Consider the following 12,129-nt stretch of genomic DNA (forward strand, 5'->3'; position numbering starts at 1 on the left):
TATCGTTCTAGTCATGGCACTCGTCTTCTCCTCAGGTTCGGTGGCCGGTGGGCCGCGTTCTGCTTCAAAGATCCTTGACGCGGCACGGGATGTCCTGTCAGGACAGGGATACGCGGCGCTGACCATCGAAGCCGTCGCAGCGGCCGCGGGGGTCGGCAAGTCGACCATCTACCGCTGGTGGCCCAGCAAGGAGGCACTCGTTGCCGACGCGCTCGCCGAGATCTTCCGCGCCGAGGAGATCCCCGATCTGGGCGACACCCACGCCGAACTGCGTCACGCCGTCGACATGACCATCGACAACTACGCCAACGAGGACATGGCCACCTCGCTGCCCGCACTCGCCGGCGGCCTCCTCCCCCACCCCGAACTCATGACCCGGTTCCGGGAGGCATTTCTTCACCGCAAGCGCGAGAACATCGCCGCCGCGCTGCACCGCGGAATCCAACGCGGCGACCTGCCCGACGACCTCGACACCGACCTCGTCCAGGACATATGGGCCGGCACCATCCTCTACCGACGACTCATGACCGGCTCCCCCCTCGACACCGGCCTCGCCGAACACCTTGTCCAACTCGTCACCAACAGTCCCCCGCTGCTCCCTCACCGAGAAGCGGGGGCCGGCATCGGTTGACCCACTTCGATGCGCACGCCCGGGAGATCCCCATCTCGGCTGCGACGTGGGCAATGGTCCTCGTGCGGGCGCTCGATAAGACGACGCCGCCTCTCCTGCGAGCTGCGACAGGCTCGCAAGCTCGGTCCGGCCCGCATCGGGCCGATCCTCGGACTGCCCGCCTCGAGGGTGCACCGGATCCTGGTCGCCCGACGGTCACCAGATACGCGCGGGCGAGGACCCGGCCCTGTGCATGCGGGTCGTAGAACGCCCTGCCGCCGAGCCAGAGCGGCGACTGTGTGGCGAAGTACACGGCGCCCCGCAGCTCCAGGGCGACGGAGGCCGTTGGCGTACGGCGGTCCCGGCAGCCCGGGTGGGCCCTGGAGGCTCCCGGCGGGTGCCCGCCCTCGATGTAGCACGCCAGGCGGTCCAGGCGCGTGTTGGATCCGTACGACGTGTACCAGATGCGGCAGGGTGAGGCGTCGGCCGTCCACGTCTCGTTGATCCGGGTGCTGTTCATGCCGCCTGCTGTACCCGGTCGACGGCACAGTCCTATAACGACCGTCACCCCTGTCACTCGAAGCCCGTAAAGTGCCTGGAGTCAGCTCCTTGAACGCGTTCAAGTCCAAGGGGACTCCTGGGGAGGGGGCCGCAGCAATGCGCAGTGGAGCAAAGGTCGCCGTCATCGGCGGCGTATTCATCGTCTTCGCCGGGGGTGCGACCTACGGCGCGTACCACGTACTGACCAGCGGGGAGGGCGGCAGCGGAACGGACCCCACGTCGCTGTCCGCGCCCAAGAGGACCGGGCCGCCGAGCGCCGAGGAGATCCGGGCGACCGCGAAGGACTTCCTCACGGCGTGGGCGGGGGGCGAGTCCCAGGCGGCAGCGGATCTGACCAACAACGCGGCCGATGCGGAGCCCGTGCTCGCCTCGTACGGGACCGAAGCACACATCGGCGAGGTGAAGCTGACGCCGGGCCAGGCGGTCGGTGCGAAGGTGCCGTTCACGGTCAGCGCCGTGGTCTCGTACGAGGGGCAGAGCAAGCCCCTGACGTACAGCTCCGAACTCACCGTCGTACGCGGGCTGACCACCGGCAAGCCGCTCGTCGACTGGCAGCCGGCGGTCGTCCACCCCGAGCTGCGCAAGGGCGAGACGCTGAGCACGGGTCCCGCTTCCGCGCCGCCCATCAAGGCCGTCGACCGCAGCGGGAAGGAGCTGACGAAGGAGAAGTACCCCTCGCTCGGGCCCATCCTGGACGAGCTGCGCAAGCGGTACGGCGACAAGTCGGGCGGCAAGCCGGGGATCGAGCTGGCCATCGCGGGCGCGGGCGCCGACGTGCCCTCGCGGACCCTGCTCACGCTCGCCAAGGGCGAGCCGGGCAAGCTGCAGACCACGTTGGACGCGGGCGTCCAGGCGGCCGCCGAGAAGGCGGTGAAGCGGTACGGCGAGTCGTCGGTCGTCGCGATCAAGCCGAGCACCGGCGAGGTGCGGGCCGTCGCCAACAATCGCAAGGGCTACTGGAACGCCGCCTTCCTGGGCAAGCAGGCGCCCGGCTCCACGATGAAGATCGTGACCGCGGCGCTGCTGCTGGAGAAGGGTCTCGTGGCGGCCGACCGGACGGCCGAGTGCCCCGAGTACGCCATGTACCAGGGCCGGACCTTCCACAACCTGAAGAAGTTCAAGCTCAACGGCCGACCCTTCAAGGACAGCTTCGCCCAGTCCTGCAACACCGCGTTCGTCAAGCTGATCGACGACACCAAGGACGACGCCGCGCTGCCCAAGGAGGCGCGGGACGTCTTCGGCATCGGCCTCGAATGGCAGACCGGCATCCCGTCCGTGGACGGCAGCATCCCTGAGGAGACCGGCGGCGAGGCGGCCGCGCAGTACATCGGGCAGGGCACCGTCCAGATGAACGCCCTCAACATGGCGTCCATCACCGCCACCGCCAAGAGCGGCAGCTTCAAGCAGCCCATCATCGTCCCGCTCGACCTCGACGGCCGTGAGCGCGCCACCGCCGCTCGCAGCCTGCCCGCCTCCGTCGCCCAGCAGCTGCGCAACATGATGCGGCGTACGGCGACGATGGGCACCGGCGCGAACGCGATGGCCCCGGTCGGCGGCGACAAGGGCGCGAAGACCGGCTCGGCGGAGGTCGACGGAAACGCCACGTCCAACAGCTGGTTCACCGGATTCGCCGACGACCTCGCCGCGGCGGCGGTCGTCGACTCCGGCGGTCACGGGGGCGACGCGGCGGGACCGCTCGTCGCGGCGGTGCTCAACGCGCGCTGAGCGACGACCGGAACGGGGTCGCATGGTCCGTACAGCTACCACTAGCGTGCGGGCCATGACGACTCCTGAGACCCACGCCCACCCCCGATTCTCCGAGGCCCTGCGCGAGCTGGGCCTCCAGGTCGAGGTACGCCGCTTCCCCGACGCCACGCGCACGGCCGCCCAGGCGGCCGCCGCCATCGGCTGCGAGGTGAGCGAGATCGTCAAGTCGCTGATCTTCGAGGCGGACGGGGAACCGGTGCTGGTCCTGATGGACGGTGCGTCGCGGGTGGACGTGGAGCTCGTACGGCGCGAGCTGGACGCGTCGGCCGTCAGGCGGGCGGACGCGGACCTGGTCCGGGAGACGACCGGGTACGCGATCGGTGGTGTGCCGCCCTTCGGGCACCGTACGAGGACCCGGGTGCTGGCCGACCGGGGCGTGCTCGAGCACGCCGTGGTGTGGGCGGCCGCGGGCACCCCGCACACGGTGTTCCCGCTGGACCCGAAGTCCCTGGTCGCCCACGCCGGTGCCACGCTGGTGGACGTGCGCGAGCGCACGGCGTGAGCCTTCTCGTCGCGGTGGCGGTGCTCGTGGCCGCCGTCACCCACGCGAGCTGGAACGCGATCGCGCACGACATCGACGACAAGCTCATCGCGTTCACACTGATCATGGGCGGCGCGGCGGTGATCGGAGCGGTGATCGCCTGTTTCACGCCACTGCCCGACGCTGCCGCCTGGCCGTATCTGATCGTCTCGGCGCTGTTGCACATCGGCTACCACGCGCTGCTGATGCGGTCGTTCACCCTGGGCGACTTCGGCCAGGTGTACCCCATCGCGCGTGGCACGGCGCCGCTGGTGGTGACCGTCCTGGCCGCCGTCCTCGTCGACGAGGCCCTGGGCGCCTGGCAGTTGACGGGTGTCGCGGTCGCCTCGTCGGGGCTGGTCGGCGTGGCCCTGTGGGGCATCCGGGCCTCGCGCCCCCACTGGCCCGCCCTGCTGGCCGCGCTCGCGACGGGGCTCTCCATCGCCGCGTACACGGTCGTCGACGGCATCGGCGTGCGCGCCTCCGGCTCGGCGATCAGCTACATCGCCTGGCTGATGCTCCTGGAAGGCGTCCTGGTCCCGGCCTACACCTACCACCGTTACCGCGGCGCCCTGCTCCCGGCCCTGCGCCCGCACGCGGCGCGCGGGCTGCTCGGCGCGGTGCTCGCCATGACGGCGTACGGCCTGGTCCTGTGGGCCCAGACCCGCGCACCGCTGGCCCCGATCGCCGCCCTGCGCGAATCGAGCATCATCGTCGGCGCGGCCATAGGCGCCCTCTTCTTCAAGGAACGGTTCGGCGGACCGCGCATCGCGGCGGCGGGGCTGATGGTGGTGGGCATCGGGCTGATGCTGCGGACGGGCTGACCGGGCGAGGCGCGCACGCGGGCAGGCACGGGCGCCCCGCCCGGCCGGACAGCATCAGACGGCTACCACATGACCGGGAGCCTCTCGGGGATCCGCTTCATGAACCCGGTCCGCCAGACGAGCTGTTCGACGGGGACCGCGAGCTGCAGCCCCGGCATCCGGTCGAGCAGCACCTCCAGCGCGATCTCCGCGTGCTTCTTGCCCAGCGCGGTGGCGGGGCAGTAGTGCTGTCCGCCGCCGAACGACAGATGGGCGGTGTTGTTCTCGCGGTCGAGATCCACGCGGTGCGGATCGGCGAACACCTCGGGGTCGAAGTTGGCGCCCTCCACGAGGACCAGGACCAGCTCGCCCTTCTTCACCTCCACATCTCCGAGCGTGACGTCCTCCAGGGCGAGGCGCGGCAGCCCGTCGCCGATCGACAGGTTGATGCGCAGCAGCTCGTCGACCGCCGCGGGGATCCTCGTCGGGTCGTCGAGCAGTTCGGCCTTGAGCTCCGGGTGCTGGATGAGGGAGACCATGGCCATCGTCAGGAAGCCCGAGGTCGAGATGACTCCCGCGCCGAACATCGTCACGCCGACCGTGGCCAGCATCTCGTCCGTGAGATGGGCGTAGTCCGGATCCTTGCGCAGGTCCGCGAGCTCCGCCATCAGCCCGGTGGTCAGGGGATCGTCGAGCCGTTCGGTCATATGGGCGATGTCGCGGTCCCAGTTGAGCTTCGCCCCCGTGACGGGGCAGGCGGAGTTCATGAACGCGATGTCCAGGCTCCGCATCAGCCGGGGCGCGTCGGCCTTCGGGATGCCGAGGATGTGGCAGTGCATGGCCGCCGAGTACGGGTCGGCGAACTGCCCGCGCAGATCCGCCGGCGCCCCCTCGGCCATGAAGCCGTCGACCAGCTCGGCCGCGTACGAGCGCATCCAGTCGGCCAGTCCCTCGCTCTTCGGGTTCAGTGCCTTGAGCACCGCCTTGCGCAGACCGGCCCCCGTGATGTTGCCCATGTTGTTGACGACCTCGGGCGGGATCGTCAGCGCGTACTGCCGGGGCACACCGGGCGCCGAGGTGTCCTTCAGGCTGAACCGGCGGTCCTCCAGGACCTGCTTGCACAGCTTGTGGGAGGACACGAGCCACGCCTCGTCGCCGGCGATGGTGCGGACCCGCTTGACCGGCTCGGCACGCAAGTCGGCTATTTCTTCGGGGAGTTGGTCGCCGCACCAGGAGAACGGGAAGTCGAGAAGCTTCTCCTCGGGCTTGGCCGGCAGCGTCTCAACGGACATCGGGGTCTCCTTCGGCGGGCGTGACGACGGCATGGCCCTGGTTGCGGGAGGCACGCAGTCCGGCGCCCCGTGAGTAGAGGAGTTCTGCCATCGGCAGGAGCTGGTGGTAGCAGTTGAGGGAGGACGGAACCCCGAGGATCGCGGGGGTGTCCAGGAACAGCGGGGCCTCCGCGCAGACGTACTGCAGGCACACCTCGCGCTGCCGCTCGGTGGGGGTCTTCCCGTTGAGGACCTTGGAGGAGAGGAACGCGTCCACGAGCTGGTCGCAGGTGGAGCGGAACTCCTGGTCCGTCCAAAGGAGTTCCTGGAGATGCTCGTGGATGCCTCGGTAGGCCGGATTGCTCGTGAGATCCGACATGGCGTGGGCCTGGAGTCGTCCGCCGCCGGGGTCGACGGCTTCGACCGCGTTGGTCACCTTGGCCCGCACGCCGCGCAGGTTCTTGACGGCCTTGCGCCGGGCGTCGTCGGCGTCGTAGCCGGAGGCCTCGTACATCTCGGCCACGTGCAGGTCGGTATAGACGAAGTCGACCTGGTCGAAGTGCGCGAGGCCCCAGCGGGCGAGATCGTTGACGCGCTGGGCCGAGAAGTAGCTGTTGCCCGGCGAGACGCCGATCACGGCATGGTCGCCCGCCTCGTGGATCACCTGGCAGTGCGGGGTGTAGGGCTGGATTCTGAAGAGGTCCGCCTCGGTCGCGGGCGGAACGAGTGAATGGCTCTCGAAGACGGTTGCAGTGGTCAACCTGAAAGCGTCCTTCGCGTCGCTAGTCCCATCGGAGCCTCGTGCTCCTGGTGTGGCGACGACGCCGCGAAGTTAGCGTCCGCACACGGAGAGTGTCAACGGGCGTCCATAATCGGGACTTTCCGTTCAGTCGGCCGAAAGGACCTGCGCGAAAGCGGTGTTCACCGCGAGGAGGCCGCCGTCCACGCGCAGCGTCGTGCCCGTGATCCAGGAGGCGTCGGAGGAGGCCAGGAAGGCGACCGCGGCCGCGATGTCCTCCGGGGTGCCGACGCGGCCCAGCGGGTAGACGCCGGCGAGGGCGTCGAGTTGGCGCTCGCGGCCGTCCCAGGCGGCCGTGCGGACGGTGCCGGGGTTCACCTGGTTGACGCGGACGCCGCGGCGGGCGGCGTCGCCCGCGAGGGTACGGGTGAGCGAGGCGAGGCCGGCCTTGGCGGCGCTGTAGGCGTGGTTGCCGAAGTCCTGTTCGGCGTTGACGGAGCCGATGTTGACGATGGCGCCGCGGCCGCCCGCCTTCGCGAGGTGCGGCAGGGCGGCGCGGGCGCACCGGAAGGCTCCGGTGAGGACGATGTCGAGGTCCTGCTGCCAGGTGTCGTCGGGCTGGTCCTCGAAGAGCGGGGTGTCGAGGGCGCAGGTGAAGGCGTTGTTGACGAGGACGTCGAGGGTGCCGAACTCCTCGACGGCGTACGCGACCGCCGCCTCGACGGCGTCGCGGTCGGCGACGTCACAGGGGAACGAGGCGGCATGCGGGATCGTCCGTGCGGTCGCCGCGGCACGCTCGCCGTCGAGGTCGGTGACGAGGACGCGGGCGCCTTCGGACGCCAGTCTGCGGGCGATCGCCTCGCCGATGCCGCGGCCTGCTCCGGTGATCAGTACGCCGTAGCCCTCGAAACGCTGCATGCGCCGATCATGCCGCCGAGCGGATCGCCCGCACCAGAGCCTGCGCACGCGGATCCGCCGTGACCCCCTTGCGCATGCCGTTCGTGACGTACCCGAGCGCGATGCCCGACTCGGGGTCGGCGAAGCCCAGCGAGCCGCCGCGGCCCGGGTGGCCGAAGGAGCCGGGGCCGAGCAGCGGGGAGGCGGGCCCGTGGAGCATGTAGCCGAGGCCGAAGCGGGTGCCGACGACGAGGACGCGGTCCGGGCCCGCCGACTCCTCGGTGCGGGCGAGGGTGACGGTGGCCGGGGCGAAGAGGCGGTGGCCGTCGACCTCGCCGATCGTGGCCGCGTAGAAGCGGGCCAGCGCGCGGGCCGTGGAGATGCCGTTGGACGCGGGGAGTTCGGCGGCGCGGTAGTGCGGGTCGTTCTCGTCCGGCAGCGGGTCGATCGCGCCGAAGGCGCGGCGGGTCAGGGACTCCGGATCGCGGTAGGCCTCCGAGACGGACCGCTTGGGGCGCAGCTTCAGCCCGCCGCCGGCGGCCGTGGGCGGCTCGTCGACCGGGCCCAGCCGGCCGACGCGGTGCGCTTCCTCGGCGGGCAGCCCGACCCAGAAGTCCAGGCCGAGCGGGCGGGCTATCTCCTCGGCCGTCCAGCGGCCGATGGTGCGGCCGGTGACCCGGCGGACGAGTTCCGACAGCAGCCAGCTGTACGTCTGCGCGTGATAGCCGTGGTCGGTGCCGGGCTCCCAGGCCGGGGCCTGCGCGGCCACGGCCCGCGCCCCGGACGAGCCGTCGGTGGCCTCCGCCACGGTGAGGGGGCGGTCGAGCGCGGGCACGCCGGCCCGGTGCGCCAGCAGATGCCGTACGAGCACCCGCTCCTTGCCCGCCGCCTTGAACTCCGGCCAGTACGTCCCCACCGGCGCGTCCAGGTCCAGCTGCCCGCGCTGATGCAGCAGCAGCGGTACGGCGGCGGCGACACCCTTCGTCGCCGAGCGGACGACCTGCGCGGTGTCCACGGCCCACGGAGCGGTCCCGTCGACGTCCCGCGTCCCGGCCCACAGGTCGACGACCTTCACGCCGTCCCGGTAGACGGCGACGGCCGCGCCGCGCTCCCCGCGCTGCTCGAAGTTGCGTACGAAGGCGTCCCGGACCGGCTCGAAGCCTTCCGCCACCGTGCCCTGGACGTCCACGTCCCACGCTCCCTTTCCCGATCGGTTGCCCCCAGCCCCATGGTGCAACGTGGGCGCGCGGGTCCGGATTCCGGGTCGGTCACGGACTCAGCTCAGGACGATGGAGACGTCGATGTTGCCGCGCGTCGCGTTCGAGTACGGGCAGACCTCGTGGGCCGCGGCCACGAGCTTCGAGGCCAGCTCCTGGTCGAGGAGCGGCAGCGAGACGGCGAGCGAGACCGCGAGTCCGTAGCCGCTTGACTTGTTGGGACCGATGCCGACCTTCGCGGCGACCGTGGAGCGGCTGAGGTCGTAGCCCTCCCTGCGGCCGACGAGGACCAGCGCGTTGTGGAAGCAGGAGCTGTATCCGGCCGCGAAGAGCTGCTCAGGGTTGGTGCCCGCACCGTCGCCGCCGAGCGCGGGAGGCATCGCGAGGCGCAGGTCGATCCGGCCGTCGTGGCTGGTGACATAGCCGGCGCGGCCGCCGTGTGCGGTGGCCTCCGCAACGTACATGATCTTCGTCGGCCGGGTGTCCTGGTCGGTCATCGTCCTCCGTCCCCGCATGCATGACATGTGCACAAGTACATCGCGCGCAATGTATCGAAGTCGCCGAGCGCCTTATTACCCAGGGGTAGCCGAGCAGGCGGTCAGGCACGTCCCGAGGCCGACGCCGGACCCAAGGAGGACACCGAGCCGGAGGCCGACGCGCAGCCGGAGGCCGACGCGGACGCGCGCGCCGCGAGTGCGTGCAGCTCGGCCCGCAGCCGTGCGATGTCCTCCGCGCCCATGCCGGTGCTCATCAGCAGCGACTCCGGCACGCGCGCCGCGGCCGCCCGCAGCGCCTCGCCGCGCTCGGTGAGCACCACCCGCACCGAACGCTCGTCGGCAGCCGACCGCTCCCGCCGCACCAGACCCGCCGCCTCCAGCCGCTTCAGCAGTGGCGAGACCGTGCCGTAGTCCAGGCGCAGGGCGCTCCCGAGCTCCTTCACCGGGATCTCGCCCCGCTCCCAGAGCACCAGCAGCGCCAGATACTGCGGGTAGGTCAGGCCGAGCTCGTCGAGGAGCGGACGGTACGCCGCCGTCACCGCGCGCTGGGCCGCGTACAGCGCGAAGCACAGCTGGTCGTCCAGCAGCAGCGACGCCGCGGGACCTGGGGCGGCAGGTTCCTCGTTCACGCGCCCATTGTCACAGCCTGCGGGTCGAAGCCGAACGGCAGCTCCAGCCGGTGCGCACCCATCAGCGCGGCGTCGCCGAGCAGGTCCTGCGTACGCCCGTCGGCCACGATCACGCCCTCGCTGAGGATCACCGAGCGCGGGCACAGCTCCAGGGCGTACGGCAGATCGTGCGTGACCATCAGCACGGTGACGTCCAACGACCGCAGGATGTCGGCGAGTTCACGGCGCGACGCCGGGTCGAGATTGGACGAGGGCTCGTCGAGGACGAGGATCTCCGGCTCCATCGCGAGCACGGTCGCGACGGCGACCCGACGGCGCTGGCCGAAGGAGAGATGGTGCGGGGGACGCTCCGCGTACTCCGCCATCCCGACCCGCCGCAGCGCGGTGGTCACCCGCTCCTCCAGCTCCGCACCGCGCAACCCGGCCGCCGCCGGTCCGAAGGCGACGTCCTCCCTGACCGTCGGCATGAAGAGCTGGTCGTCGGGGTCCTGGAAGACGATGCCGACCTTCCGGCGGATCTCGGCCATGTGCTGCTTGCCGACCGGCAGTCCGGCGACGGTGACGGTGCCGGCGCCGCCGGTGTGGATGCCGTTCAGGTGGAGGACGAGCGTCGTCTTGCCGGCGCCGTTCGGGCCGAGCAGCGCGACCCGCTCGCCGCGCGCGATGCTCAGGTCGACACCGAAGAGGGCCTGGTGGCCGTCGGGGTAGGCGTATGCGAGGCCCTTGACCTCCAGCGACATCGTCATAGCGTCCAGCCAAGCAGACAGACCGCGAGAGCGGTGAGCGGGAGGGCGGCGGCCCGCGTCCAGTCGGCGCGACCCGCGGTCACTTCGTCGATCATGGGCATCGTGCCCGTGTACCCACGGCTGACCATGGCCAGGTGCACCCGCTCGCCGCGCTCGTACGAGCGGATGAAGAGCGCGCCCGCGGACTTGGCGAGCACGCCCCAGTGCCGCACGCCGCGCGCCTCGAAGCCGCGCGAGCGGCGGGCGATGGACATGCGCCGCATCTCGTCGGTGATCACATCGCCGTAGCGGATCATGAAGGAGGCGATCTGCACCATCAGCGGCGGCAGTTTGAGCCGCTGCAGTCCCAGCAGCAGGGAGCGGAGCTCGGTGGTGGACGCGAGCAGGACGGAGGCGGCGACGCCCAGTGTCCCCTTGGCGAGGATGTTCCAGGCGCCCCACAGTCCGGGGACGGAGAGGGAGATCCCGAGCAGCTCGGTCCGCGCGCCCGGCACCACGAAGGGCATGAGCAGCGCGAAGGCGACGAAGGGGATCTCGATCAGCAGCCGCTTCAGCAGGAAGGCCGCCGGGACACGGGCCGCGGCGGCGACCACGCCCAGCAGCACCGCGTAGAGACCGAAGGCCCAGACCGCCTCGCGCGGCGTGGCGGCCACCACGATCACGAAGCAGAGGGCCGCGGCGATCTTGCAGTGCGGAGGCAGCTCGTGGACCGGCGAGTGCCCGTGCCGGTACAGCTTGTGCGCGTGGCCGACACCCATCTCAGGACGCCACCGTGCGGGTTTCGGCGGTACGGCGACGGCGTACCACCCAGAACACACCGGTGCCGGCCGCGGCCGTGGCGCCGACGCCGATCACCCCCGCGAGCCCGCCGGAGAGCCTGCCGTTCTCGACGTCCTTGACGCCGTAGTCGGCCAGCGGCGAGTCGGCGGCGGCGTGCTCCTCGGCCTTCCTGTCGATGCCCTTGTCGGCGGCGACCTTCTCCAGTCCGTCGGGGCTGGCGGAGGCGTAGAAGGAGACGACACCGGCCAGGACGAGGGAGGCGGCGAGGCCCGCGATCCAGACGGGGCGCGTGGAGCCCGTGGACACGGGCGCGGCGGCGGACGTGGGCTCGGCGTCGACCAGCTCGCCGCCGACGCGCAGCTTGAGCGGGGCGGACAGCCCGCGCGCTCCGTACACGAGATCCGGGCGTACGGCGACGACGGCACCGACCGTCAGCATCGTGATCACGGCCTCGCCGACGCCGATCAGGACATGCACGCCGACCATCGCGCTCAGCACCGTGCCGATCGGGACGTCGGTCGTGCCGCCGATCGCGTAGAGGAGCGTGAACGCGGCGGCCGCGGCCGGGACCGAGACCAGCGCGGCGACGAAGGATGCGACGGCCAACGAGCGCCGGCCGCGGGACAGCACCTTGACCAGCGCGCGGAAGAGCCCGTACGCGACGGCGACCGTGACCACGCCCATGACGGTGATGTTCACGCCGAGAGCGGTGAGGCCGCCGTCCGCGAAGAGGACGCCCTGGAGCAGCAGGACGACGGAGATGCACAACACGCCGGTGAAGGGCCCGACGAGGATCGCCGCCAGCGCGCCGCCGAGCAGATGTCCGCTCGTACCGGCCGCGACCGGGAAGTTGAGCATCTGGACGGCGAAGATGAAGGCGGCGACGAGACCGGCCAACGGCGCGGTCCGTTCGTCGAGTTCACGGCGGGCGCCGCGCAGGCTGACGGCGACGGCACCGGCGGCGACGACCCCGGCCGTGGCGGAGACGGGCAGATCGATGAATCCGTCAGGGACATGCATGTGCGGTCTCCGCTTTCGGACAGGGCTGGTCAACCGTCCGATGATGCCCGCTGTTGCGAACGACTTGCAAGA

At 71.1% G+C, this 12,129-nt stretch carries 13 protein-coding genes and 1 pseudogene; 4 read left to right on the forward strand and 10 right to left on the reverse strand.

Annotation, left to right across the window (positions count from 1 at the left end):
* Positions 1–13: 13 nt before the first annotated feature.
* A complete protein-coding gene (locus ACWCXB_RS32810) occupies positions 14–631 on the forward strand; it encodes a TetR/AcrR family transcriptional regulator (protein WP_450727476.1) in 618 nt (205 codons plus the stop codon).
* Here ACWCXB_RS32810 and ACWCXB_RS32815 read toward each other — a convergent pair.
* A pseudogene (locus ACWCXB_RS32815) lies at positions 618–768 on the reverse strand (IS481 family transposase); the annotation flags it as partial. The gene ACWCXB_RS32810 and the pseudogene ACWCXB_RS32815 sit on opposite strands and share 14 nt — an antisense overlap.
* A gap of 499 nt (positions 769–1,267) precedes the next feature.
* On the opposite strand from ACWCXB_RS32815, the gene ACWCXB_RS32820 reads away from it, so the two are divergent.
* The 3 genes from ACWCXB_RS32820 to ACWCXB_RS32830 are packed head-to-tail and all read left to right on the forward strand — an operon-like array spanning position 1,268 to position 4,282.
* Positions 1,268–2,896 carry a penicillin-binding transpeptidase domain-containing protein gene (locus tag ACWCXB_RS32820; protein WP_450727478.1) on the forward strand — a complete coding sequence of 543 codons (1,629 nt, stop codon included), beginning with the start codon at positions 1,268–1,270 and terminating at the stop codon, positions 2,894–2,896.
* A 22-nt stretch (positions 2,897–2,918) separates the two neighbouring features.
* On the forward strand, positions 2,919–3,440 hold the full coding sequence (locus ACWCXB_RS32825) for a YbaK/EbsC family protein (protein ID WP_450727480.1): 522 nt from the start codon (positions 2,919–2,921) through the stop codon (positions 3,438–3,440).
* Positions 3,437–4,282, forward strand: coding sequence for an EamA family transporter (locus ACWCXB_RS32830; RefSeq protein ID WP_450727482.1), 846 nt, complete (start codon positions 3,437–3,439; stop codon positions 4,280–4,282). Before ACWCXB_RS32825 ends, ACWCXB_RS32830 begins: the two co-directional genes overlap by 4 nt.
* A gap of 62 nt (positions 4,283–4,344) precedes the next feature.
* Here ACWCXB_RS32830 and ACWCXB_RS32835 read toward each other — a convergent pair whose 3' ends face one another.
* The 9 genes from ACWCXB_RS32835 to ACWCXB_RS32875 form a co-directional block, all read right to left on the reverse strand.
* Positions 4,345–5,553: a cytochrome P450 gene (locus ACWCXB_RS32835; RefSeq protein WP_450727484.1), complete on the reverse strand. Its 1,209-nt coding sequence runs from the start codon at positions 5,551–5,553 to the stop codon at positions 4,345–4,347.
* On the reverse strand, positions 5,543–6,292 hold the full coding sequence (locus tag ACWCXB_RS32840) for a tRNA-dependent cyclodipeptide synthase (RefSeq protein ID WP_450727486.1): 750 nt from the start codon (positions 6,290–6,292) through the stop codon (positions 5,543–5,545). Before ACWCXB_RS32840 ends, ACWCXB_RS32835 begins: the two co-directional genes overlap by 11 nt.
* Before the next feature lie 126 nt (positions 6,293–6,418).
* Complete coding sequence (locus ACWCXB_RS32845; RefSeq protein ID WP_450727488.1) at positions 6,419–7,189, reverse strand: SDR family NAD(P)-dependent oxidoreductase; 771 nt, start codon at positions 7,187–7,189, stop codon at positions 6,419–6,421.
* A 7-nt stretch (positions 7,190–7,196) separates the two neighbouring features.
* Positions 7,197–8,357 (reverse strand): serine hydrolase domain-containing protein, encoded by a 1,161-nt coding sequence (locus ACWCXB_RS32850; protein WP_450727490.1) that lies wholly within the window; start codon positions 8,355–8,357, stop codon positions 7,197–7,199.
* 87 nt (positions 8,358–8,444) lie between these two features.
* Entirely contained in the window at positions 8,445–8,882 is a 438-nt protein-coding gene (locus ACWCXB_RS32855) for an organic hydroperoxide resistance protein (protein ID WP_450727492.1), read from the reverse strand.
* 101 nt (positions 8,883–8,983) lie between these two features.
* On the reverse strand, positions 8,984–9,511 hold the full coding sequence (locus ACWCXB_RS32860) for a MarR family winged helix-turn-helix transcriptional regulator (protein ID WP_450727494.1): 528 nt from the start codon (positions 9,509–9,511) through the stop codon (positions 8,984–8,986).
* Positions 9,508–10,257, reverse strand: a complete 750-nt coding sequence (locus ACWCXB_RS32865; RefSeq protein ID WP_450727496.1) for an energy-coupling factor ABC transporter ATP-binding protein — start codon at positions 10,255–10,257, stop codon at positions 9,508–9,510. The genes ACWCXB_RS32860 and ACWCXB_RS32865 overlap by 4 nt, the downstream gene beginning before the upstream one ends.
* A complete protein-coding gene (cbiQ, locus tag ACWCXB_RS32870; RefSeq protein ID WP_450727498.1) occupies positions 10,254–11,015 on the reverse strand; it encodes a cobalt ECF transporter T component CbiQ in 762 nt (253 codons plus the stop codon). Before cbiQ ends, ACWCXB_RS32865 begins: the two co-directional genes overlap by 4 nt.
* A gap of 1 nt (position 11,016) precedes the next feature.
* Positions 11,017–12,057, reverse strand: a complete 1,041-nt coding sequence (locus ACWCXB_RS32875; RefSeq protein WP_450727500.1) for an energy-coupling factor ABC transporter permease — start codon at positions 12,055–12,057, stop codon at positions 11,017–11,019.
* Between the last annotated feature and the right edge of the window lie 72 nt (positions 12,058–12,129).

This window comes from Streptomyces sp. NPDC001514 (assembly GCF_053597075.1).

Coding starts and splice junctions, on each gene's coding strand:
- ACWCXB_RS32845 (WP_450727488.1), bottom strand. CDS start 7,189: ATGCAGCGTTTCGAGGGCTACGGCGTACTGATCACCGGAGCAGGCCGC.
- ACWCXB_RS32835 (WP_450727484.1), bottom strand. CDS start 5,553: ATGTCCGTTGAGACGCTGCCGGCCAAGCCCGAGGAGAAGCTTCTCGAC.
- ACWCXB_RS32855 (WP_450727492.1), bottom strand. CDS start 8,882: ATGACCGACCAGGACACCCGGCCGACGAAGATCATGTACGTTGCGGAG.
- ACWCXB_RS32810 (WP_450727476.1), top strand. CDS start 14: ATGGCACTCGTCTTCTCCTCAGGTTCGGTGGCCGGTGGGCCGCGTTCT.
- ACWCXB_RS32875 (WP_450727500.1), bottom strand. CDS start 12,057: ATGCATGTCCCTGACGGATTCATCGATCTGCCCGTCTCCGCCACGGCC.
- ACWCXB_RS32865 (WP_450727496.1), bottom strand. CDS start 10,257: ATGACGATGTCGCTGGAGGTCAAGGGCCTCGCATACGCCTACCCCGAC.
- cbiQ (WP_450727498.1), bottom strand. CDS start 11,015: ATGGGTGTCGGCCACGCGCACAAGCTGTACCGGCACGGGCACTCGCCG.
- ACWCXB_RS32820 (WP_450727478.1), top strand. CDS start 1,268: ATGCGCAGTGGAGCAAAGGTCGCCGTCATCGGCGGCGTATTCATCGTC.
- ACWCXB_RS32825 (WP_450727480.1), top strand. CDS start 2,919: ATGGTCCGTACAGCTACCACTAGCGTGCGGGCCATGACGACTCCTGAG.